Origin of the sequence: Arthrobacter sp. LjRoot14 (genome assembly GCF_964253905.1) — a bacterium.
Taxonomy (GTDB): Bacteria; Actinomycetota; Actinomycetes; order Actinomycetales; family Micrococcaceae; genus Arthrobacter.
Genome location: NZ_CAXURL020000001.1, coordinates 4,558,585 through 4,581,094 on the forward strand (window position 1 = coordinate 4,558,585; position 22,510 = coordinate 4,581,094).

At 67.1% G+C, this 22,510-nt stretch carries 23 protein-coding genes; 12 read left to right on the forward strand and 11 right to left on the reverse strand.

All coding sequences use genetic code 11. The features are described 5' to 3' along the window. Together ACSQ12_RS20650 and ACSQ12_RS20655 are read left to right on the forward strand one after the other, a co-directional pair. On the forward strand, positions 1-903 hold the full coding sequence (locus tag ACSQ12_RS20650) for an SDR family oxidoreductase (protein ID WP_436066728.1): 903 nt from the start codon (positions 1-3) through the stop codon (positions 901-903). Between the two features lie 44 nt (positions 904-947). Then, entirely contained in the window at positions 948-2,057 is a 1,110-nt protein-coding gene (locus ACSQ12_RS20655) for a sulfite oxidase (RefSeq protein ID WP_436066729.1), read from the forward strand. Positions 2,058-2,069: 12 nt separating this feature from the next. Here the strand turns inward: ACSQ12_RS20655 and ACSQ12_RS20660 are convergent, their stop codons facing one another. The 4 genes from ACSQ12_RS20660 to ACSQ12_RS20675 are packed head-to-tail and all read right to left on the reverse strand — an operon-like array spanning position 2,070 to position 6,019. Beyond that, positions 2,070-2,561 (reverse strand): ribose-5-phosphate isomerase, encoded by a 492-nt coding sequence (locus ACSQ12_RS20660; RefSeq protein WP_245198927.1) that lies wholly within the window; start codon positions 2,559-2,561, stop codon positions 2,070-2,072. Continuing rightward, complete coding sequence (locus ACSQ12_RS20665; RefSeq protein ID WP_436066730.1) at positions 2,558-4,324, reverse strand: dihydroxyacetone kinase family protein; 1,767 nt, start codon at positions 4,322-4,324, stop codon at positions 2,558-2,560. Before ACSQ12_RS20665 ends, ACSQ12_RS20660 begins: the two co-directional genes overlap by 4 nt. A gap of 45 nt (positions 4,325-4,369) precedes the next feature. Further along, a complete protein-coding gene (locus ACSQ12_RS20670) occupies positions 4,370-5,146 on the reverse strand; it encodes an SDR family NAD(P)-dependent oxidoreductase (protein WP_436066731.1) in 777 nt (258 codons plus the stop codon). Positions 5,147-5,194: 48 nt separating this feature from the next. Next, complete coding sequence (locus tag ACSQ12_RS20675; protein ID WP_436067039.1) at positions 5,195-6,019, reverse strand: sugar phosphate isomerase/epimerase family protein; 825 nt, start codon at positions 6,017-6,019, stop codon at positions 5,195-5,197. A 184-nt stretch (positions 6,020-6,203) separates the two neighbouring features. On the opposite strand from ACSQ12_RS20675, the gene ACSQ12_RS20680 reads away from it, so the two are divergent. From ACSQ12_RS20680 to ACSQ12_RS20700, 5 genes are all read left to right on the forward strand, one after another. After that, positions 6,204-7,541 (forward strand): MFS transporter, encoded by a 1,338-nt coding sequence (locus ACSQ12_RS20680; RefSeq protein ID WP_436066732.1) that lies wholly within the window; start codon positions 6,204-6,206, stop codon positions 7,539-7,541. Then, positions 7,541-8,449, forward strand: a complete 909-nt coding sequence (locus ACSQ12_RS20685) for a transketolase (RefSeq protein WP_436066733.1) — start codon at positions 7,541-7,543, stop codon at positions 8,447-8,449. Before ACSQ12_RS20680 ends, ACSQ12_RS20685 begins: the two co-directional genes overlap by 1 nt. Beyond that, a complete protein-coding gene (locus ACSQ12_RS20690; protein ID WP_436066734.1) occupies positions 8,446-9,468 on the forward strand; it encodes a transketolase family protein in 1,023 nt (340 codons plus the stop codon). Before ACSQ12_RS20685 ends, ACSQ12_RS20690 begins: the two co-directional genes overlap by 4 nt. 120 nt (positions 9,469-9,588) lie before the next feature. Further along, complete coding sequence (locus ACSQ12_RS20695) at positions 9,589-10,248, forward strand: GntR family transcriptional regulator (RefSeq protein WP_043485402.1); 660 nt, start codon at positions 9,589-9,591, stop codon at positions 10,246-10,248. Positions 10,249-10,274: 26 nt separating this feature from the next. After that, a complete protein-coding gene (locus ACSQ12_RS20700) occupies positions 10,275-10,493 on the forward strand; it encodes a hypothetical protein (protein WP_436066735.1) in 219 nt (72 codons plus the stop codon). On the opposite strand, the gene ACSQ12_RS20705 is transcribed toward ACSQ12_RS20700, so the two are convergent. From ACSQ12_RS20705 to ACSQ12_RS20720, 4 genes are all read right to left on the reverse strand, one after another. Beyond that, positions 10,487-11,284: an SDR family NAD(P)-dependent oxidoreductase gene (locus ACSQ12_RS20705; protein ID WP_436066736.1), complete on the reverse strand. Its 798-nt coding sequence runs from the start codon at positions 11,282-11,284 to the stop codon at positions 10,487-10,489. The two genes, ACSQ12_RS20700 and ACSQ12_RS20705, sit on opposite strands and share 7 nt — an antisense overlap. Continuing rightward, positions 11,277-12,941, reverse strand: coding sequence for a DUF4389 domain-containing protein (locus tag ACSQ12_RS20710; protein ID WP_436066737.1), 1,665 nt, complete (start codon positions 12,939-12,941; stop codon positions 11,277-11,279). Before ACSQ12_RS20710 ends, ACSQ12_RS20705 begins: the two co-directional genes overlap by 8 nt. 72 nt (positions 12,942-13,013) lie before the next feature. After that, complete coding sequence (locus ACSQ12_RS20715) at positions 13,014-14,069, reverse strand: zinc-dependent alcohol dehydrogenase family protein (RefSeq protein WP_436066738.1); 1,056 nt, start codon at positions 14,067-14,069, stop codon at positions 13,014-13,016. Continuing rightward, complete coding sequence (locus ACSQ12_RS20720) at positions 14,066-14,467, reverse strand: hypothetical protein (protein WP_436066739.1); 402 nt, start codon at positions 14,465-14,467, stop codon at positions 14,066-14,068. Before ACSQ12_RS20720 ends, ACSQ12_RS20715 begins: the two co-directional genes overlap by 4 nt. A gap of 277 nt (positions 14,468-14,744) precedes the next feature. Here ACSQ12_RS20720 and ACSQ12_RS20725 point away from each other — a divergent pair, with 277 nt between their 5' ends. Together ACSQ12_RS20725 and ACSQ12_RS20730 are read left to right on the forward strand one after the other, a co-directional pair. Then, positions 14,745-15,383 (forward strand): SRPBCC family protein, encoded by a 639-nt coding sequence (locus ACSQ12_RS20725; protein ID WP_436066740.1) that lies wholly within the window; start codon positions 14,745-14,747, stop codon positions 15,381-15,383. Between the two features lie 12 nt (positions 15,384-15,395). Next, on the forward strand, positions 15,396-16,943 hold the full coding sequence (locus tag ACSQ12_RS20730; protein WP_436066741.1) for an amidohydrolase: 1,548 nt from the start codon (positions 15,396-15,398) through the stop codon (positions 16,941-16,943). A 96-nt stretch (positions 16,944-17,039) separates the two neighbouring features. Here the strand turns inward: ACSQ12_RS20730 and ACSQ12_RS20735 are convergent, their stop codons facing one another. Continuing rightward, positions 17,040-17,546 (reverse strand): hypothetical protein, encoded by a 507-nt coding sequence (locus ACSQ12_RS20735; protein ID WP_436066742.1) that lies wholly within the window; start codon positions 17,544-17,546, stop codon positions 17,040-17,042. 160 nt (positions 17,547-17,706) lie between these two features. Here ACSQ12_RS20735 and ACSQ12_RS20740 point away from each other — a divergent pair, with 160 nt between their 5' ends. The 3 genes from ACSQ12_RS20740 to ACSQ12_RS20750 all read left to right on the forward strand — a co-directional run bounded on the left by ACSQ12_RS20740 (position 17,707) and on the right by ACSQ12_RS20750 (position 20,956). Further along, positions 17,707-18,609: an SRPBCC family protein gene (locus ACSQ12_RS20740; protein WP_209741967.1), complete on the forward strand. Its 903-nt coding sequence runs from the start codon at positions 17,707-17,709 to the stop codon at positions 18,607-18,609. A 149-nt stretch (positions 18,610-18,758) separates the two neighbouring features. Beyond that, positions 18,759-20,099, forward strand: a complete 1,341-nt coding sequence (locus tag ACSQ12_RS20745; protein ID WP_436066743.1) for an HNH endonuclease — start codon at positions 18,759-18,761, stop codon at positions 20,097-20,099. 239 nt (positions 20,100-20,338) lie between these two features. Continuing rightward, a complete protein-coding gene (locus ACSQ12_RS20750; RefSeq protein WP_011693794.1) occupies positions 20,339-20,956 on the forward strand; it encodes a uracil-DNA glycosylase in 618 nt (205 codons plus the stop codon). 3 nt (positions 20,957-20,959) lie between these two features. On the opposite strand, the gene ACSQ12_RS20755 is transcribed toward ACSQ12_RS20750, so the two are convergent. Both ACSQ12_RS20755 and ACSQ12_RS20760 read right to left on the reverse strand, forming a co-directional pair. Continuing rightward, the gene (locus ACSQ12_RS20755; protein ID WP_436066744.1) at positions 20,960-22,189 is read right to left on the reverse strand and encodes a type II toxin-antitoxin system HipA family toxin; all 1,230 of its coding nucleotides are present in this window, start codon (positions 22,187-22,189) and stop codon (positions 20,960-20,962) included. Beyond that, entirely contained in the window at positions 22,186-22,482 is a 297-nt protein-coding gene (locus ACSQ12_RS20760; RefSeq protein WP_436066745.1) for a type II toxin-antitoxin system Y4mF family antitoxin, read from the reverse strand. The genes ACSQ12_RS20755 and ACSQ12_RS20760 overlap by 4 nt, the downstream gene beginning before the upstream one ends. Positions 22,483-22,510 lie beyond the last annotated feature (28 nt).

Genomic DNA, 22,510 nt, shown 5'->3' on the forward strand with positions numbered 1-22,510 from the left:
GTGGCAGCCGGGGAAGGCGCCGCGGGCACCGGTACGGCTCCGCCGCCGGACGGGGACCTGCCCGATCTGGCCGTCACGGGATCCACCGGGCAGCTCGGCGGACTCGTCGCCAGGATCCTCGCCGACTCCGGGCTGCCGCAGCGGCTGCTGGTGCGCGACGCCTTACGGGCGCCTGACCTTCAGGGCGGGGTGCCGGTGCTCTCCACGTATGCCGATCCGGTGCTGGCGAAGGCCTCCCTTGCGGGCGTGAAAACGCTGTTCATGGTGTCCGCCGCGGAGGCGGAGGACAGGCTCCAGACGCACTTCGCGTTTGTTGACGCGGCTGCCGCGGCCGGGGTTGAGCATGTGGTGTACACGTCCTTTTTCGGCGCGGCCGCAGACTGCACGTTCACGCTGGGCAGGGATCATTACGCCACCGAGGAGCGGATCAAGGCCTCCGGGATGAAGTACACGCTGCTGCGGGACAACTTCTACCTCGACTTCCTGCCGTTGCTCACCGGGGAAGACGGCGTCATCCGCGGCCCGGCGGGCGACGGCGTCATGGCTGCCGTGACTCGCGCGGACATCGCCCGGTGCGCCGCGGCGGTGCTGGGTGACCCGGCGGTGCACGTGGGCCGGACCTACAACCTGACCGGGCCGGAGGACATTTCACTGCAGCGGGCCGCGGACCTCCTTACTGCGGGCACAGGGCGGACTGTCACGTACCACAATGAAACCATGGAGGAGGCCTATGCCTCCCGTGCGTCCTACGGTGTACCGGCCTGGCAGGTGGACGCCTGGGTGAGCACATACACGGCCATAGCCAACGGCGAACTGGCCGGCCCGACGTCGGACGTTTACGGCCTCACAGGAAGGGAACCCCTGGGTCTCGCGGACTTCCTCGAGGAGGCACATCACCTCTAGCGCTCACGCTTGACGCACCGGCGGCAGCGGCGTAGACCTGTGCCATGACGAAGCAGATTTCCCGGCGCCGTCAGTCCTTGAAGCCCGCGGCGCACGCAGGAGAACCCACCCACGGCCCGCTCACCGCAGAGGAACTGCAGCTGGCCGTCCGGAACCATTCGATGCCGCTGGAGGCCTTGCGGGAGGCCACCACACCGCCGGGGCTGCACTACGTGCTGACGCACTTCGACATCCCGTTCATTGACGCCGACTCCTGGCACCTGCGGATTGGCGGTGCCGTGCAGCGGGCCGTCGAAATCAGCCTCCGGGCGCTCCGCCGCGACCCGACCATCAGCATTCCGGTCACGCTGGAGTGCGCCGGCAACGGCCGCTCGCTGCTGCATCCGCGGCCGCTGAGCCAGCCCTGGCGGCTCGAGGGCGTGGGAACCGCGGAGTGGACCGGTGTCCCGCTCGCGTACCTGCTGGCCCAGGCCGGCGTTGACGAGGACGCGGTCGAAGTGGTGTTCACCGGCGCCGATGCCGGCATCCAGGGGGGAGTCCGGCAGACGTATGCGCGCAGCCTGCCCATCAAGGAGGCGATGCGCCCCGACGTCGTCCTGGCGTACGAGATGAACGGGCGCGAACTGCCGCCGCAACACGGCTACCCGCTGCGGCTTGTGGTCCCTGGCTGGTACGGCATGGCCAGCGTGAAGTGGCTCGAGTCCATCCAGGTGCTGACCCACCCGTTCGAGGGTTTCCAGCAGTCGGTGGCGTACCGCTACCAGAAGGACGCGGACGACGCCGGAACTCCGGTCTCCCGGATCCAGGTGCGGTCGCTGATGATTCCGCCGGGTATCCCGGACTTCTTCACGCGCAGCAGGGTCCTGTCCGCCGGCCCGGTGATGCTCACAGGCAGGGCCTGGTCCGGTGAAGGATCCGTGGTCCGCGTGGAGGTGGGGATTGACGGGAAATGGGTGACCGCGCATCTCGGACATCCGGCGGGGCCGTTTGCGTGGTGCGAATGGACGCTGCCCTGGGTGGCGGACCGGGGCGAGCATGAGCTCGCCTGCCGGGCCACCGACGCCACGGGATCAACGCAGCCGCTGGAGCAGGTCTGGAACTACCAGGGCATGGGCAACAACGTAGTGCAGCGCGTGAAGGTGAATGTCGAGTAGTCCTGTCCCGCGTCAGCAGCCTTCGAAGTCGGTCAGGACTTTGACCTTGCCCGCGGAGGCGGACGCGGGATCGAAGGTGTAGCCCAGCCACTCCCGGGCCAGCCTGCGGGCAAGTTCCACCCCCACCACGCGCTGGCCCATGGTGAGCACCTGGCAGTCGTTGGACAGCACCGAGCGTTCCACCGAGAAGGAGTCATGGGCAGTGGCTGCCCGGATTCCTTCCACCTTGTTCGCGGCGATGGCTACGCCGATGCCCGTGCCGCAAAACAGGATTGCCCGGTCCGCCAGGCCGTCCCTGATCATTTCCCCGGCGGCAATCCCCACATATGGGTACGGCGTGGTGAACTGCTCGGGGGCATCACTGCGGTTGACGCCGATGTCGATGATCTCGGTGACCCGGGGATCCTTCTGCAGGTCCTCCATGATCCGGTCCTTGTAATCCACGCCGGCTTCGTCGGCGCCCAGGATGAGTCGGATACCCACGGCCTGTCCTTCCATAGTCATGACGGTGTCCCAGCGGGCTGGCGGGATGGAACCGGCGCTGCGAGGTGCACTCCCATGACGGTGAAGATCATGGCCAGTGACGTGGCGCCGGGGTCCGCCGTGCCAACGCTCTTTTCGGCGAGCGGCCGGGCACGGCCTTTGAGCGGACGCAGGGAGGCGGTGGCTTCCGCCGCCGCGGTGGACACCACGGCGGCTTCGGCCCATGCCGCTTCGGTCGACGCCGCCGCGTGGCTGCCGCCAGCGGCCACCAGCCGGCTGAACGTCTCGGCGAAGGGCACCAGGGCGTCCACCATGGTCTTATCCCCGATGTCCGCCTTGCCGAGGCCGGTGATCCGTGCCGAGAAAGCCGCGACAGCCGCGGCCAGTTCCGAAGGTCCCGGAGCCATTTGGTTGCCGAGGGCTTCGCCGAAGGACCGCAGCCCGGCACCCCACAGCACGCCGGAGGTTCCGCCGGCCTTGTCGGCCCAGGCATCACCGGCGGCCGCAAGAACCGCGCCCGCTCCGGCACCGCGGGCCATGGCGTCCCCCGCTGCGGCCACGGCCGCGTCGATGCCGCGGACCATCCCGCGCCCGTGGTCCCCGTCGCCCGCGACAGCGTCCATGTCCCCCAGCCTCGCTTCAGCCGCGTGCAGGGAGTCCCGGGCCGCAGCGAGCGCCGCCAGGCAGCTGGCCGCGTAGCCGCGCGACTCTTCGGCGGCCTCGAAGGCATCGGGTGCGGCGGCGCCGTCGGACTCTTTCTCCGCCATCCGGTCACCGGACTGCAGCGCCGCATTGCCCCGCCGGTAGGCCGGCGTTTCAGCCGGGGCGGTCCACAGCGGCTCGAGTTCCTCGTCCAGCCAGGTGATGGTGAGGGAGACGCCGGACATGTCCAGGCTGGTGACCAGTTCACCCACTTCCGGCATGACCAGCGTGTAGCCGGCGGCACGGAGCAGCGGGGCAACGGTGAGCCACAGGACAAAGAGTTCCTCGTGCTTGGTGGAACCCAGGCCGTTGAGGATAACGGCGATGCGGTCGCCCGCGGCAGGCGGGGTTTCGGCCAGCAGCCGGGAGACGAATTCCCGGCCCAACTCCTTGGCGGCCGGCAGCTCGGTGTCGAACAGCCCGGGCTCGCCGTGGATGCCCAGGCCCAGGCCCATCTGGCGGTCCTTGAGGGTGAACAGCGGAGCCTCGGCACCGGGAAAGGTGCAGCCATGGAAGGCGCTGCCGATGGTGCGGGTCAGGCTATTGGCCTTCCGGCCAAGACGCACGACGTCGGCCAGGTCCGCGCCTGCCTCGGCCGCCGCGCCCATGATCTTGAAGACGGTGAAGTCGCCCGCAATGCCGCGGCGTTTCTCCGCTTCCGACGGCGGTGCGCTGGCGACGTCGTCCGTCACCAGGACGTTTTCCACCTGGATCCCCTCTGCAGCGAGCCGTTCGCTGGCCATCCCGAAGTTCAGGACGTCCCCGGCGTAGTTCCCGTAGGTGAACACCACACCGGCGCCGGAGTCCGCCGCCTTCGCCACGGCGTAGGCCTGCTGCGCGGACGGCGAGGTGAAGATGTTGCCCACCACGGCGCCGTCGGCCAGTCCGGTACCGATCAGGCCCGCGAAGGCCGGGTAGTGGCCGGAGCCGCCGCCGGCGAGGACGGCCACCTTGGGTTTGGCGGGTCGGTGGCGGCGCACGGCCCCGCCGGGAACCTGGCGGACCAGGTCGGCGTGGACGTCGCAGAAACCGGCAAGGGCTTCCTCGGCGAAGTCGGACGGATCGTTGAAAATTCGGGTCATGATGGGCTCTCCAGGCTGCGCTCGGTCTTCTGAATGGCGAGACTGCTAGTGGATGTGGCTTCCGCCGTTGATGTCGATGGTGGTTCCCGTGAGGTACGCCGATTCCTCGGAGGACAGGAAGGTGATGACGGCGGCGATTTCCTCGGTGGTGGCGTTGCGGCCCAGCGGGATGCCGGCGTTGATGGCGGCCTCCTGCTCCTCGGTGCTGCCCACGCGGATGTTGGTGTCCACGGCGCCCGGGGTGATGGCGTTGACGGTCACGCCGGTGGCGCCGATTTCGCGGGCGAGCGCCTTGGTGAAGCCCAGGATGGCAGCCTTGGCGGCGGAGTAGGGGACCTTGCCAAAGACGCCGCCGCCGCGCTGCGCGGAGACGGAGGACATGTTCACGATCCGGCCCCACCCGCTGGCGATCATGTCCGGCAGGAAGGCTTTGGTGACGAGGTATGTTCCGGTGGCGTTGACGTCCATCACCTTGTGCCAGAGTTCCAGGGTGGTCTCGAGGAAGGGCACCGGCGAGGTGATGCCGGCGATGTTGGCCAGGGCGCCCACCGGGGGAAGGTTGCCGGCGGTGACTTCTGCTTTGACTGCTGCATGGGCGGCATTGACGGAGCCCTCATTGGCCACGTCGATCTCGTGGCCGAAGGCGGGGACGTTGAACTCGTTGCCGATTTCGGCGGCGACCTTGGCGGACTTCTCGCCGTCGAGGTCCAGGATCACCACCGCCCAGCCCTGGTTCGCGTAGCGGCGTGCGGTGGTGATGCCGATGCCGCGCTCCGAGGTGGCCCCGGTGAGGACGGCAGTGCGCTGGATGGTGGTGGTCATGGTGATGCTCCTTGGGTTGCTTGGTGGCAATTCGGGTGAGGCTGTGCTCTAGATAAGGTCTGTGATGAAGCTGGCTGCCTTGGCGGCGGCCGCGGGGCGTTCGTCGTGGGTGACGTCCCGGGTTTCCAGTTCCAGCGAGAAGTGGCCGGTGTAGCCGCGCGCTGCGAGCGAGCGCAACCCGGCGGCAAAGTCCGCCCGGCCGTTTCCGACGCTGAGGTTGATATTGCCCGGTACGGCGTCCCTGATATGGACGTGGGTAATCCGGCCGTCGTGCCGTTCGAGGTATTCCAGCGGGTCCTCGCCGGCGGCAACGATGTGGCTGAAGTCCATGACAATTCCCACGCCCGAGCGCGCCAGCCGGTGCGCGAGCAGTTCGGCGCGCTCCAGGTTCCAGCAGAACCTCAGGAAGTGCAGGGATTCGGTCCAGAGTTCGACGCCGAATTCAGCGGCACGCTGCCCGGCATGGATGAGCTGGGCCGCGATGGCGTCCAGGTCCTCGTCGACGCTCCGGAAGGGATGGTGGCCCAGGGCACCGCACGGAAGCACCAGCGCCTTCGCGCCGGTATTGGCCGCGAGGGTGAGCAGCGCCTCCAGGTGCCGTTCGCGGGCGTCCTGCCCGCCGGCGTCGAGCACGGCATTGAGGTCTCCGATGTCCCCGTTGACCGAGCGGACCCGCAGCCCGGAAGCGGCAACCTCCGCGGTGACAGCCGTGACGGCGTTCGCATCCAGTTCATACGGGACGTGGTCGCAGACGCCGGGCAGGGCGCCCAAGTCGATTTCTTCGAAGCCAAGGCCGCCGATGGTCCTCAGGGCCGCGCTCAGGTCCTGGTGGCGGAAGCTGATGGACGAGCAGCCGAGTCGGGAGTTGAACATCTTCATTGATCCTCTGAACGGGCGGGGTGATGTGAATCACTGTAGGCGTTTCATTGTTGACAGTCAACCTCCAACATTGACTGTTGACATTGGAGCATGACCCGGGTCACACTGGCATATCATTTGTTAACAGTCGACAGCGGCGGTGCGGAAGCGTTGCCCGCTCTTCGAAAGGGATTCAGCAATGAGCAATGAGGCTCTGAAAATGCGCGGCCACGTGCACGGCACAAAGGACGCTAAGCGCGTCGCCATCGGGTCCGGTGTCGGCGCCGTCATCGAGACTTATGACTTCATCGGCTTCGGCACTGCCGCCGCCCTGTACTTCGGAACGGCGTTCTTCCCAACGGGCGACCCGGTCACCGGGACCCTGGCCGCTTTCGCCACGCTCGGCGTCGGCTTCGCTGCCCGCCCCATCGGCGGGGTCATCGGCGGCCACCTGGGCGACAAGCTCGGCCGCAAGCCCGTCCTGGTGGCTTCGCTGATCCTCATGGGTGTGGCTACGTTCCTCATCGGCCTCCTGCCCACCTACGAACAGGTCGGCCTGCTGGCGCCGGCGCTGCTGGTGTTCGTCCGCGTCGTCCAGGGCCTCGCCTTCGGCGCTGAATGGGGCGGCGCCATCCTGATGAGTTACGAGCACGCGCCCTGGAAGTCCAAGGGGAAGTACACCGGCATTGTGCAGGCCGGCTTCCCCGTTGGCCTCCTCCTGGCCAACCTCGTCTTCCTGGTCAGCGTGAACCTGGGCGGCGAACTCGCCTGGCGCGTTCCGTTCCTGGCCAGCATCGTGCTCGTCGCCGTCGGACTGATCATCCGCTCCAAGGTGCCGGAATCGCCGGTCTTCGACGAGGTCAAGGAGAGCGGTTCCATCGTCAAGTCCCCGATCATCGAGGTCATCAAGACGGACTGGCGCAGCATCGTCCGGGGCATCGGCCTCCGCATTGCCGAGACCGCGGGCTACGCCGTATCGATCACCTACATGATTTCCTACCTGCACACCCAGCATCTGGCTGATAAGACCCAGACGCTCGTCGCCCTCTGCATCGCCTCCGCAATCGGCATCTTCGCCACCATGGCCTGGGCAAGGCTCACCGACAGGATCGGCCGCCGGCCGCTGTACATCTGGTCCACAGCCTTCGCGCTCCTGTTCGGCATCCCCATGTTCCTACTGGTCAACACCGGAATGTTCATCTTCATCATCGCCACCATCGTCATCTCCTACGCTGTCTGCCAGAACTCCCTGGCCGGCGCCCAGGGGGCGTGGTTCCCCGAACTGTTCCAGGCAAAGACCCGCTCCTCCGGAGCCTCGCTGGCCTACCAGATCTCCGCCATGGTCTCCGGCTTCACTCCCTTCATCACCACGCTCCTCTTCGTCAGCCTGGGCTGGATGGGCCCCGCCCTCCTCTTCAGCTTCTACGCAGCCATCGGGCTCTGGGCCGCACTCGTCACCCGGGAAACCTGGGGCAAGCGCGAACGGCAGCTGGCAGATGAGGCCACCAAAAGCACGCCGCAGACAGTAAACGCCTGATGACCACCGCCACAGAAGAAGCCCACATGACTGCCACCCAGGAAACCATGGCTCCCACGACCGAACGCGTCGCCGGCGTCAGCGCCGCCGCCTACCGCATCCGTCATCACGCCCTGAACATGGGCGAGGTGCAAGGCCAGGGCTACGTGGGCCAGGCGCTCGGCGCGGCGGACATGTTGGCCGCCGTCTACGCCGACCAGCTCCGCTTCCGGCCCGAGGATCCGGAATGGGAGGCGCGGGACCGCTTCCTGCTCTCCACCGGGCACTACGCGATCGGACACTACGCCGCACTGGCCGAGGCAGGCATCGTTCCGGTCGAAGAACTTGAGACGTACGGCTCGGACGATTCCCGGTTGCCGATGTCCGGGATGTCCACCTACACCCCCGGAATGGAGATCTCCGGCGGCTCGCTGGGCCACGGCCTCACCATCGCGGTGGGCATGGCACTGGGGCTGAGGTACCAGGGCTCCCGGGCGAGGGTCTACAACTTCCTCTCCGACGGCGAACTGGACGAAGGCTCCACCTGGGAGGCCGCCATGGGCGCGCACCACCACCAGCTGGGCAACCTGACCGCCATGGTGGACATCAACGCCCTCCAGGCGGACGGAAAGACGGACACCGTGCTCCGCACGGAACCCGTCACGGAGAAATGGGAATCCTTCGGCTGGTACACCCAGCGGGTGGACGGGAACGACGTCGGCGCGCTGCTGGCGGCATTCGACAACGCAGCCGCCCAGGCCGCCGCCGTCGGGCGTCCTTCCGTCATCCTGTGCGACACGAAGGTGGGCCGCGGAGCACCGCTGCTGGAGGAGCGCGAAAAGGCGCACTTCATGCGCATCGAAGAACACGAATGGCAGCAATGCCGCGAACAACTGACCGCAGGATTCGAAGGGACGACCGGACCATGAGCACCGCCACCGCTCCGCAGGGCGCAGCAATAAAGGGCCCCGCCCCCAAGCTGAAGACATCGGCCATGATCGCGTCCTTCGCCGATCCCGGCCAGAAAACGGCCTCCGCGCCCTTCGGACATGCCCTGGTGAAGGCTGCACAGGAGAACGACAAGATCGTTGGCCTCACCGCGGACCTGGGCAAATACACGGACATGCACATCTTCGCGCAGGCCTTCCCGGAACGGTTCTTCCAGATGGGCATGGCCGAGCAGCTGCTCTTCGGGGCGGCCGCGGGACTGGCCGAGACCGGACTGGTGCCGTTCGCGTCCACCTACTCCGTCTTCGCCGCCCGGCGGGCCTACGATTTCCTCTGCCTCGACAGCGCCGAACCGAACCTGAACGTCAACATCGTGGGCGGCCTGCCGGGCCTGACCACCGGCTACGGCCCCAGCCACCAGGCCACCGAGGACATGGCGATCTTCCGCGGCATGCCCAACCTGACCATCGTGGACCCCTGCGACTCGATCGACATCGAGCAGGCCGTCCCCCAGCTCGCGGCCAGCGAGGGGCCCACGTACCTGCGGCTGCTCCGCGGGAACGTCCCCACGGTCCTGGACGAATACGGCTACACCTTCGAGCTCGGCAAGGCGAAGGTCCTGCGCGGCGGGAACGACGTCGTCTTCATCTCCAGCGGGCTCATGACCATGCGGGCGCTGCAGGCAGCCAAGGCGCTGGCCGAACACAACGTGGACGTCGCCGTCGTCCATACCCCCACCATAAAACCGTTCGACGCCGCGACGGTCCTGGCCGAGATCAACACCGACCGCCTCGCCGTGACGCTGGAAAACCACAGCGTGATCGGAGGCCTGTTTGAAACGGTTGCGTCCGCCGTCGTCACCGCCGGACTGGGCAAGCGGGTGGTGCCCGTGGCACTGCCGGACGAGTTCCTCGACGCCGGTGCGCTGCCCACGCTGCACGAACGCTACGGCCTGTCCGTCCAGCGGATCGTGGCGAAGGTCCTCGCAGAACTGGGCTAGCCGGAACCACCGGCAGGAGCGCGGACCCCGGTATCACACGGGTCCGCGCTTCTGCCGTAACATCAACAGTTAACGCACCGACTGTAAACAGTCGACCACTGACAGTGAGGAAGTGCCACGATGGCCGGAGTGACAGCACCCCTGCTGGGACTGCAGAAAAAGAGCCTCCGCGAGCAGGCTCTTTCCGCCCTGCGCACCGCCATCACCAGCGGAGAGCTGGAACCGGGCCGGCACCTGGTGGAAACTGAGCTCTCGGACATGCTCCAGATCAGCCGTGGAACCCTCCGGGAAGCATTGCGGCAGCTAGAGCAGGAAGGGCTTTTGTCGGCGGGCCCGCGGGGCCGCCTTTCCGTCCGGCACCTCGATGCCAAGGAAATCCGGGATATCTACTCCGTGCGTGCGGCGCTGGAATCACTGGCCGCCCGCACCCTGTGCGAGCTGCCGGACCGCCAGCACGTCATCGGTTCGCTGCGCGCGGCCATCGGCGCCATGGATGCGGCGGCCAAGGGCAGCCTCGAAGAGCGGATCGAATCCGACCTCGAATTCCACCGCACCCTGTGCCGCCTGACCGGCAACGAGACGCTGCTCCACTCCTGGGAATCGCTGGAAGGTTCCATCCGGATGTCCATCATGTTTGCCGGGCTGGAAAAAGGCGTCTCGAACATGAGCGTGGACCGCCACCACGACATCGTGGCCGCCATCGAAACCGGGGACGCCTCCCTGGCCCGCAAGACCATCCGCGAACACATGGACACCGCCGCGGACAACCTGGTGGCATAGAAGGCCCTGGACTTTTCATCCTGTCCATGAAGGCAGGCCTGCAGGGCGCCATCCTGCTCATCGCCGCCAAGCGGCAGGATGCCATCGCGTCCGCCATGGCCCAGCACGACTACGACACGGATGTTCAGGCGGAGGACGAAATCCAGAAGCTCACGGCCATCAACAACCAGCAGCTGGAAATCCTCCATGAACTGCGGCAGCTCCTGGCGGAACGTGAGCGCGACAGCAGGGCAACGGCTCAGTAGTCCACAATCGCGCCGCAGGAAATATTCACTGTGGCGTCGGTGATGGCGCCGGCCCGGTCCGAGGCGATGAACACCGCCACGTTGCCCACGTCCTCCAGCGTTGCTGTCCGGTTCAGGTGCGCGCTCCTGGTGATTTCCTCCACGATCTCTTCGCGTCCCTCGGTCTGCCAGGGAAGTGTTTCCACTATCCCGCCCGTCACCATCGTGACCACGCGGATGCCGCTCTTGCCCAGTTCCAGCGCCCACTGCCGGCGCTGCCCTTCCATGGCATCCAGCGCAATCTTGAACCCGCCCAGCCCGGGCAGGGTCTGCGGACCCGAGCCGCCGAACATCAGAACCACACCGGATCCCTGCCTGATCATGTGCCGCGCCGCGGCGCGGGTGGTGAGGAAGTGGGTCCGGGTAGCTGCGATGACGGGCCGGCTGAAGTCGTCGGCGGAGATCTCCATCAGCGGCTGCTGGACGTCCCCGTAGGAGATCAGGTTGAAGGAGACGTCGATGCGCCCGGTCTTCTTTGCGGCCCGGTCCACGAAGGCGTCCACCTGGTTTTCGTCAAGGGCATCGACGACGGCGGTATCCGCACTGCCCCCTGCCTCACGGATGTCCCGGGCTACTTTGCGGAGACGGGACTCTGTGCGCCCGGCCAGGAAGACCTCCGCACCTTCCGCCGCGAACGCCCGGGCTACGGCGCCTCCGACGGGACCGCCGGCGCCGTAGACCAGGGCGGTCCGGCCCTGCAGGAGACCGCCGGGCCCGGGAGCGTTTTCCTGCGGCATGGCAGGGTCACCCACTCGGAGGCTCCGCACGCGGGGGCCCCGGAGGCGGAGGCGGTTCCGTGGCCGGGGGCGCAGGAGGGCCGGGGGGCACGGCGGATTGCGAGGCAGGGACCGGCGGCGGCAGATAGCCTGCCGGCGGAGCGTCGGCCGGATCCGTCGGCCCCATGTCGAGGCGGAAGGGCGGATACTCGTCCCGCATCAGCGCCACGTAGGCAATAACGCGGTGGGTCCAACGGTTCAGGCCGATCAGCAGGTCAAAAAGCCTACGGCCGAAGCGCCCCGTAAACAGCAGGCTGAACCCGGCCACAATCACCAGCAGGCCGATCAGCGAGACCCCGCCGCCGCCCTGGTATCCCACCCAGGTTCCATCAACCCAGGTGCCGTCCACCCATCTGCCATCCACCCATGTACGCCGGTCGCCCCAGGTGCTTGCCGCGCCTGAGAAGGCGGCGACGATCAGGAGTTGGGGAAGGGCCAACAGCCACCACTTGACCAGCACCAGGCCGCGGGAGAGGTGCTCGGGGTACTCGACGTCAAAATCTGCCGGGTAGTCGGTCCGCGCCAAGGTGAAGGGCGGATAACGGTCCGTCCCGATCGCAGCGTAGGCGTAGAAGGCCACCCGCCAGTTCCACCGCAGGACGCCCACGTTGAAGTTGAACAGCGAGCGCGGGTAGCGGCCGGTGAACAGGATGGCAAAGCCGGACACGATGGTGGTCACGAAGAAGGCGAACCACAGGAAGAACAGCACGATGTAGTGCGGAATGGCCAGGAACCACTTGATCAGCCACATGCCGCGGGAGAGCCCGGGGTCAAGGTAGCCATTCAGCCGCACGGGATAGCGGGAGGTGTCCGAGGGCTGCGGGTCCGTGGGCAGCGGCGTACGGCCGCCTCCGGGCGGTAGCGCTGCTGCGGCCGTGGCGTACGGGGCATGGGCGTCCGGGCCTACTGGCACGGGCCCGGGGCCCGGGGGCGCGGCCGCCGGGTAATGCGGCGGCGGGCCGTGCCTGCCGAGCCCTGCGGCGCCGGCAACAATCAGCGGCACACCCACCGCCAGCAGGACGATGCCGCCGATCAGGAGACCGATGAAGACGGGCCACAACAGATCGGACCGGACGCCCGCCTGCAGGTCCACGGAAACCGGAGCGGCGCCGTCGGCGTTCATGACCACCACTGCCCAGCGGCCGCTGCGCAGGTCCCACTCAATCTGCTGGGTTCCGGTCCCCTGCGCGGACGTGGACCAGAATGGCTGGGCGCCCGGGGCAGCGGGTACGGCGTCTCCGGGGACCTCACGGTACTGGACGCGGAACGGGTAGGACTTCAACTCGGTGATTTCGGAATGCCGGACGTTGTCCAGGTACCGGGCCACATCCTCCTGGGGTCCGATGCCGATGAAGATCTGTTGGCCGGACGCCGCCGTGCCGCGCAGCAGCAACCGGCCCGCACTGTCCACCGGCAGGACGTCCGGCAGTTCCTCGTCCACCAGGACGTTCAGGCCGGGCGAGGTGATGGCACGCGTGGCCACGTCGTAGCGCTCTGTGGGTGTGGTCAAAAATCCATTGTCACGCTGCTGGAAGTTGACCCATCCGACGGCGCCGGCAGCTGTCAGCAGTCCAAGCCCCATCAGGGCGGCGAGGGTGCCGAGCACCAGCATGACTATCCGGCCTGGTTTCATGGCCAGTCCTTTCTTGCCTCTTGCATGGCCCCCCGGAGTCTTATCCGCCCGCTCCTTGAGCGGGCGCCGATTTCACGCCGTGATCACCACTTTGAGTGCCTTGGTTTCGGCTGCGCGGGCGAAGGTGTCGTAGGCGTCCATGAACTGGTCGAACGTGAAATGGTGGGTGGCAAATTTCCCGGCCGGAACCTTCTTCTGCGCCACCAGCTTGAGGAGCATCGGCGTGGTGTTGGCATTGACCAGGCCCATGCTGATGTTGATGTTCTGGATCCAGAGGTCTTCCACATGGAGTTCGACGGACTTGCCATGCACGCCCACGTTGGCCACGTTGCCGCCGGGGCGCACGATCTCCGTGCACATTCCGAAGGTCGCCGGGATGCCCACCGCTTCTATGGCCACATCCACGCCCTGTCCGTCCGTGAGCGCCAGCACCTGTTCCTTCCAGTCGGTGGCGCCGGAGAGCACCACGTCGGTGGCGCCGAATTCGCGGGACTTTTCCAGCCGGTTCGCGTCAAGGTCTATAGCGATGATGGTTGCCGCGCCGTACAGCCCGGCGGTGGCGATTGCTGCCAACCCGACCGGCCCCGCGCCTACAACCGCCACGGTGTCCCCCGGCTTGACCCGCCCGTACTGCACACCGATTTCGAAGCCGGTGGGCAGGATGTCGGAGAGCATCACGGCCTGGTCGTCGCTGACCCCTTCGGGGAGAAGGTGCAGCGAGTTCTCCGCGTACGGGACGCGCACGTATTCAGCCTGCGTACCGTCGATCAGGTGTCCAAAGACCCAGCCGATGCCTGCTGCCCCTTCCTCGCCCATGCAGTGCGAGTAAAGGCCGGTCTTGCAGTTGGCGCAGTGGCCGCAGGACTTGATGCAGGAGATGATGACCCGGTCCCCCACTTTTAGGCTGGTGACCGAGGAGCCCACCTCGGTGATGGTTCCCACGCCTTCGTGTCCCAGGATCCGGCCTTTCTGAACTGCAGGCACGTCCCCCTTGAGGATGTGCAGGTCCGTTCCACAGATGGTGGTGGTGTCCACCTTGACGATTACGTCGCTGGGGTTCTGGATGGCGGGATCCGGGACGTCGGTCCATGATTTTTCGCCGGGACCGCCGTAGACGAGCGCTTTCATGCGACCTCCTTGACTCTGTGGATAAAACCGGGGTCCACGATCTTCACGTGGCACGCGACCACCGAACGGTCCACTCCGGATGCCAGCCGGGACAGGCGGGCGCATTCGCGGAGTTGTTCAAGGACCGTGTCGGTGACCCGGGCACGGGAAAGATCGATGGTGAGTTCTTTGCCGTGCAGCAGTGAAGTGGTGCGCCGCGCGACCACGTACAGGGCGCGAAGGTTGGCCCCCGTCACGACGCCACGGACTTCGATACTGGCAGCCTCCAGGTCCGCTTCAATGCGGACCACCACTTTAAGCCGGTGGTCAGAGTGCTCGTAGTGCGTAGTGGATTGGGCTCCATGACGGGAGAGTACGGAGGGTCGAGTACCCAGGACAGTTCGGGCGTGCTGATTCATGAAGCCGGGTCTCCTGCTATGTCCGGGAGGCGCACTGCGCCAGCCCTTCCCCAATGTTGTAGCGAGACCTGGTGTTGATCGGCGAAGCATTTCCCCTCCCCAAGGTGCGTGCGCGAGTAACGCAGGCGTGAGATGCCCCACATCAAGGATGGCGGCGCGGCGCAGCAACGGTAAGGGACGAAAGACCCCTATGCGGAGGCCTGCGTGGACGGCCCCGGTTGCCGCCCCGGGGCTTATGGCCCGTGACAGGGGAACCGGCGGTCTGGAGAATTGCCCGATGACGAAGCCACGGACCGTGAAACTTTTTTCCAAGCCCGCAGTGTTCGCCTGGCTCGTGGCATCCGCCTTCCTGTTCCGGCGCTTTCAGTTGCGCTGGGGCGCCACGGACGCCGAAGCCGACGGCGGGCTGCCGGGCGACGACCTCCTGTCCACTGCGGACCTGCAGTCCACGCGGGCCATCACCATCCAGGCTCCGGCGAATGAGGTGTGGCCCTGGCTGGCGCAGATGGGGCAGGGACGCGGTGGACTCTACAGCTACGACTTCCTGGAAAACCTGGCCGGACTGGACATCCACAGCGCCGACCGCATCCACCCGGAGTGGCAGGACATCAAGGCAGGCGACCGCTTTCACCTGGCCCCGGCTGCTTCCGCGGACCTGGAGATCGGGTTGGTGGACCAGGGCAACGCGCTGGTACTCCGCGTTCCTCCCGGATCCCCGCCCGGGCCGTTCGACTTCACCTGGGCGTTTGTCCTGCAGCCGCAGCCTGGCGGCACCACGCGTTTGGTGGTGCGGGAACGGTACGCCTACCGGCAGTGGTGGGCCCGGTGCATGGTGGAGGTGGTGGAGGTTGCCAGTTTCGTCATGTCCCGGCGCATGCTCCACGGGATCAGGACCCGCGCGGAGGGGAACTCTTAGTAGCCTGTCCGTATGCCTGAACCCGCTGCACCCGATCTCGTCCTTGCCTCCGTCCGGCAGCCCCGTGGTACGGACTGTTCGGACATCCACATTGCCGGGGGCGTGGTCAGCCGGATAACGGCGGCGGGTGAGCACCGGAGCGGTGCCCGCACCGTTGACTTCGGCGGCCGGTACGCCATCCCGGGCCTGTGGGATGAGCATGTGCACATGACCCAGTGGGCCATGGCCGCCAACCGCATCGACCTGTCGCACGCCGCGTCGGCAAGTGACGCCGTCGACGTCGTTCGGTCCCGTCTCGCCGGCAGCAGCCTCGGCGTTGCGGTGCACGGCGGGAACGACGGCGGCGGCAGCCCGACGCTGGTGGGCGTCGGCTTCCGCGACGCCGTCTGGGCGGACCAACCCAGCCTGGCGATGCTCGACGCCGCGACGCAGGGCCACCCCGCGGCGCTTATCAGCCACGACCTTCACTGCGTCTGGCTGAACAGCGCTGCCGCGAGACGCTACGGGGTGGAGGTGGATGCCGGCGGCCTGCTGCGGGAGGATGCGGCGTTTGCCTTGACCCGGGAGCTCGGCCGGCTGCCTGACGCGGTGGTGGACGGCTGGGTCGATGAGGCGGCGCGGAAGGCCGCCGCCCGCGGGGTGGTGGGGATCGTGGACTTCGAGATGACCTGGAACCGCGACGTGTGGCTGCGGCGGGTCAGCGGCGGTTTCGGTTCCCTGCGGGTGGAGGCGGGCGTCTATCCGGAGCACCTGGACCGTGCGCGGCGCGAGGCCATGCGGACAGGGCAGGACATTCACGGCGGCAACGGCCTGCTCCGGGTGGGCCCGCTCAAGGTGCTGATCGACGGCTCCCTCAACACCCGCACCGCCTACTGCGTGGACCCCTATCCGCACGGCGGGCGGGGCCTGCTCACCGTTAGCGGACCGGAACTGCTGGCGCTGCTCGTCCGGGCCAGGGAAGCCGGCTTCGTCCCCGCAGTCCACGCCATCGGCGACGCCGCGAACCAGGTGGCGCTGGACGCCTTCGAGGCCGCGGGCATCCGGGGACGGATCGAACATGCCCAGTTTGTCCGGCAGGAGGATTTCGCCCGTTTTGGCCGGTTGGGACTGACGGCGAGCGTCCAGCCGGCGCATGCCCTCGATGACCGCGACGCCGCCGACGCCAACTGGGGTGACCGTACCGACCGCGCGTTCCCGCTGCGGTCGCTGCTGGCTGCCGGGGCCACGCTGGCGCTGGGTTCGGATGCTCCGGTGGCGCCCCTGGATCCGTGGATTACGATGTCCGCCGCGACCACCCGGTCCGGCCTGGACGGACGCGGCCCCTGGCACCCGGAGCAGGCAATCACCCGGGAGGAAGCCCTGGGGGCGTCCGCCCGGGGAGTGCGCAGGATCAGCGTGGGCGATCCCGCAGACATCGCCGTGCTCAACGACGACCCGCTCGGCGTGCCGGACGAGGTCTTCGCGTCGATGCCGGTGGCGGCGACGCTGGTTGCCGGCAGGTTCACGTACGGCGACGGCTTGACGTACGACGACGGCGGGACGGTTGCGTCCGAAGCCTGACCAGCGCGAACGGACAGTTAAGGCCCCAAGCGCCGCCCGCCGTCGTCGTTCTCCGGCTGCGCCGTCAGCAACGTACGGCGCGAACGCGGCTCATGCCTAGCCCTTGACGCGGGACTGCACCAGGTTGGCGTAGGGCAGGCGGCCGTATGCCTCCCGGAAGTCTGCGTGATACTTGGCCTCAGCCTCATTCAGCCCGCCGGCGGGAAGCTCCTTCCAGGCGAGGAGCAGTGACTTGGCGTCTGCGAGTTGCCAGATGAGCCGCCCGCCCCAGTGCCCGGGCGGCTTACCGTTGCCAAAATCCAGGAATTCCTGGATCTGCCGGCGCAGTCCGCGGTTGCCCTTGCTCCCCGGTCCGGCCTTTCCAAGGTAGAGGACCTCCGCACCGTCCACCCATTCGGCGGCGAGCTTTTCCGCGGGCAGCGAGGGGTCCTTTTTCTTGAATACCCCGGCAGTGCTCCTGGCCAGGAACTGCGGCTGGAATCCTTCGGGCTGGAGGACGGCGAAGATCCCGGGTGCCTGCGGGATCCGGTTGACCTCGACTTCAGCGAAGGTCCTGAAGCCGGCGAAACCGGCTTCCCGGAGTGCCCGTTTGGTGACCTGCATGATGGGGGTCCTTGGCTCGTGAACACGTGGAGTGGCGGCGGCCGCCAAAGAAACTCTAGCCGGATGCCGGCATCAAAGTTATAGTAAGCATGCTGATTAGTTGGCGAAACCATCAACTTCGCCACGCAACGTTCAACCCGTCCTAGTCAAAGGAGACACCATGAGCACGAAGGTCGAGAAACGCATTCTGGTCAACGTCCCGGCAAGCACGGCGTACAACCAGTGGACCCAGTTCGAGGAATTTCCGCACTTCATGGGTGGCGTAAAGAGCGTGACGCAGCTCAGCGACGACCGCCTTGAATGGGTGGCTGAAATCGCAGGCGTCCGCCGGAAGTGGGAGGCGAAGATCCTGGAGCAGGTCCCGGACCGCAAGGTGGCGTGGGCCGCGACGGAAGGCGCGACCAACGCGGGGACCGTGACCTTCGAGGACGTGGGCGGAGGCCAGACGTCGGTGCAGCTGTCCCTCGAATACCAGCCGGAAGGCATTGTGGAGACCATTGGGGACAAGCTCCATGTTGTCGACCGCCAGGTTGAGGGGGACCTGAAGAGGTTCAAGGACTTCATCGAGGATGAAGGCTATGCAAGCGGCGCCTGGCGCGGGACCGTCAACGAAGGTGCCGCGCCGGGGACTCCCGGAGTGGAGGCGGCAGCGGCTTCACGCGGCGATTCCGGCAAGGCCGGCGTCTCCGGAAAGGTCGCTGCGGGCGTGGGAGTTGCCGCGGCAGCGGCAGCAGGCGTGGCCGCTAGCATGCGGGACAAGGACACGGAGCCCACCCGCACCACGGCTCCCGTTTCCGGGACCCCGGTTACAGCCGTTCCGGCGACCGACGCTTCCGGCTATGTGGAGCCCGCGGAAGCGGCCGGCACGGTATCCGGCTCCGGTTCCGCCTTGAGCGACGACCGGATCGCCAAGCCCTTCGACCAGACCAACGGCCTGGTCGATTTCGAAGGCGACTCGGATGAGACCGCGGACAGCGACACGAGAAGCGCAGCCGAGCGCAGGGACGAAGAAAACCGCGACGGCGGCCTTCCGCCTGCGGCAGGCGGCCTGGGCCAGCACTAGACAGATAAGCACTGATTGGGCATATCGCCGAACAGACCCCCGCTCCGGCGGGGGTCTGTTTATGCATCCGGCCTATCGATCCGGCCCGCCGGCATGGCTCGTTTCCGGGGTCCGCCTTTTTTGTCGTAGGTCCCTGACAAAGTTGATTTATGGACGGCAATAAGGGCCCGGGGGTGGTCCCGGCGGCAGCGGTGGACGTGGTCAGGGAGCTGGCCCGTTTGCTCTCGGTTGCGCCCGTTGCCGGTGATTCTGCCGGTTGGATCGATGAGCTCCGGGTGCTGGAGGACCTGAAGTCCGCTGCTGCCGCGCGGCAGGCCCGGATCGCGGTTGCTTTTGACATAAGCCAGCGCCGTGACCAGGCCCGCTCAGGGGTCCCCGCCGAAGAGCTCGGCACCGGCGTCGCAGCGCAAATCGCCCTCGCCCGGCGCGAATCACCGGCCAAAGGCGGCCGGCTCCTGGGACTGGCGAAGGCTTTGGTCACCGAGATGCCGCACACCCTGGCCAGCCTGCAGACGGGCCAGCTCAATGAATGGCGGGCAACACTTCTGGTGCGTGAGACGGCCTGCCTGTCCTCGTCCGACCGCAGCGCCGTCGACGAGGAGTTGGCGTCCGACGTCGGGGCGTTCAGCGGGGCGGGCGACCGCGCCGTCGTCGCAGCGGCGCGGTCAGCCGCCTATCGGCGCGATCCGAAGTCCGTTACGGACCGCGCCAGCCACGCTGCCGCGGAGCGCCATGTCAGTCTTCGTCCCGCGCCGGACACCATGTGCTACGTGACGGCATTCCTCCCGGTTGCCGAGGGCGTGGCCGTCCACGCGGCCCTCACCAGGCAGGCGGACAAGTTCCGATCCGACGGAGACGCCCGTTCCCGCGGCCAGCTCATGGCCGATGCGCTGGTGGAACGCGTCACGGGAACGGCAGGCGGAATCAGCGGGGTCGAGATCCAGCTGGTCATGACGGACCGCACGCTGTTCCAGGGCGACAGCGAGCCGGCCCGGCTTTCGGGCTACGGCGTGGTCCCCGCCGGGTGGGCCCGGGAGGTCGCTGCCCAAGGCCAGGGCCACGGACGTTCCCTGAACGTTTGGCTGCGGCGGCTCTATACCGCCCCGGGCAGCGGTGATCTCGTGGCGATGGACTCCCGGGCACGCCTCTTTCCGTCAGGACTGCGCCGCTTCATCCAGGTCCGCGACCACACCTGCCGCACGCCATTTTGCGACGCTCCGATCAGGCATCTGGATCACGTCCTGCCGTGGCACAGCGGCGGAACCACCACTCAACGCAACGGGGCAGGGCTCTGTGAAGCCTGCAACCACATCAAGGAAGCCCCCGGCTGGCGTTCCCGTCCCCTGTCTGGACCCCGGCACACGCTCCAACTGACAACGCCCACCGGGCACGGCTACCAGTCCACAGCCCCGCCGTTACCGGGAAATTCGCCTCCCGACGACCGGCTTAAACAGCAAAGACCTGCAGGTACCTTCGCGATCTCGCTATGAGACGGCCCGGACATTCTCATGTCCCGAACGGCCCGCGTTATCTGAACGGTTACCTGCAGGCGCTTTAAGCGTACGCCCGTACGGTCCGGCAGGAAATAGGTCGGGAGCCTCTTGCTTTGGAGCGCGGATGCGTTGCCGCCTCTGCCGATTCCTGAAATCCGCAGAACATCAACCCCGGCCAAAAGCGTAGAGTGGGACCAGACGCCTGATTCTGGACGCCGTGTGCTGAGGGAGAAATCGTGACGATTGACTGGGACGAAAAAAAGGCCCTGCTGCAGGAACCGAACATCGCTGCTGTAACCCAGCTTTGCGACGAACTCATGGAAAAGAAGCCGGGCTCCATAGTCCCGTACATTGACCCCGTCCATGACGAGGACGAATGCAGGATCGTCAGTCTCCATGTCAGCCCGGGCAAAGGCACCGAATCGGGCTTCGTATCCCACTTCAATGACGATGAAGCAGCCCGGCGGGCCACGTCAATCTACGAGATCGTGGAACTCGACCCTCGCTACGTCATGCCCTGGAATGCCTACCCCTGGGTGCGGGACCCCGATCTCCCCTCCGCCCTCAACGTCCAGGAAAAGACGGACGGCCTGCGCCCCTTCCGCCAGTTCCTGAAGATCAACAGGCGCGTCTCGGCCATCATCGCCCACGGCACGGACGCCCAGACGTTCCTCACCCTCTTCGAGAAGACGTACCACCAGTCCCTGAAGAACTCCGGAATCAAGATCTACAAGGCCAGCGCCCTAGGCGGCCGGGCCTTCGCGGTTTCCGCGAACAAGCAGGAAGAACTGCTGAGCAAGAGCGTCGAGATCTACCGGGACGCGATGCAGCGCGCCGGGATCCAGCACCTCTAGGCCTTACGCTTCCAGCAGCCTTCGACGGTGCTTGAGCTCCTTGAGCCACGACCTGGTGACCATCGACGAAAACGGTGAGGCGCCGTCGTCGTTCGTTCCGGCAAAAGCCGTACCCGCTTCGAGGTCGGCCACCAGCGGACCTGACGCCTTTAATCCCAGCTCCAGCACCTGCGCGGCGGCGCGTTCCGCCAGCCCCAGGCTGCCGGCCCAGCCCAGGAAATGCTTCCGCGAGATCCCGGTCCGCTTGCCGTCCAGCGTAAGGGCGAGCGTTTTGTCCCCGTAAACCACTGTGGAGGGGATGTCGTAGACCGGCGCGATGGACCACTCCCCCGACGGCTGCTGCACCATCGACACATTCTTGGCGTGGAGATCGCCGTTCCCGCTCAGCCAGGCGAACGCTGCCTGGATGGCCAGGTTCCGCAGGGCCGGCAGCGGCGCCGCGCAGTACTCCGCCAGGGCGCGGCACACCTGCCCGTACGCCACGTTGTACTTGTCCGCGGGATACAGCCCCAGCACCTGCGCACCGTCCTCGACAGCGAGCCGCTGCACCGCGCCGTGTACACCGCCGGTCAGCGGGATCCGGTCGAACCGCTCCACCAGGAGTCCCGGCCGGCCTTCGACGTCCCGGATCAGCCGCACCTTGCTCAGCGGAATCCGCAGCTTGGCGGCGTAGCGGAACATCACCAGCTCGTTCTCCACCACATGCGGGAACTCCGGGGCATTGAGTTTGAGGATGTAGCGCCGGCCGGCACTGGCCACGGGCATGGAGATCATCCCCGCGGACAGCTTGTCCTGCACACCGGCAAGCGCCACGGGGTCGATCAGCCCGGAGTCCCCCAGCAGCGCGTCGAAATCGACCGGCGCCCTCGGGTTAAGCTCGACGGCGTGTTCGTCCGGATCCAGCGGCTCACCGTGGCCCACGATCTGCACATCACCCACGGGGTTGGCCCCGGCGGCAATCAGGAGCGACAGTTCATCGTCCACGCTGGTCTTCACAGATCGCCGCAGCGCATTCAGCCGCCTGCCCTCCGGCAGGAGCCCGGTGAAGTACGGCGGCGCGGCCCCCGCCGCGGACAACACCGGCTCAGTGCTTAGCGGCAGGGAACTGGCGACGGCGGGACCTCCCGCCGTGAGGTACGCCGGCAGGTAGCTGAACCTGGTGCCGCCGTCGTGCCGCTCCAGCCGGGCGGCCAGGACGCCGGCCTTGTAAACATCGGCGACCCGGTGCCTCATGACCGGTCCCCGAGCGCCGGCTTGGTGGGAGCGGGGCCGTCCGCGGATGGGCGGGCTCCGTCAATGGCGCGGGCCGCGGGGCGTGTCCGCGTGGTCAGCTGAAGCTCCAGGCCAAGAGTCTCGAGCAAAGCCAGGAGCGAGTCGAGCTGCACACTTCGCTTCCCCTGTTCCACGAAGCGGACGAAGCGCTCGGATACCCCGGAGAGGTGGGCAAGGTCGTGCTGGGTCAGTCGCAGTGCTGCCCGTCTGGCCCTGACTTCGGCCGCAAGCCGGTCAGCGAACATATCGGCCATTAAGACCCCTCCGATAGGCACGAACGTA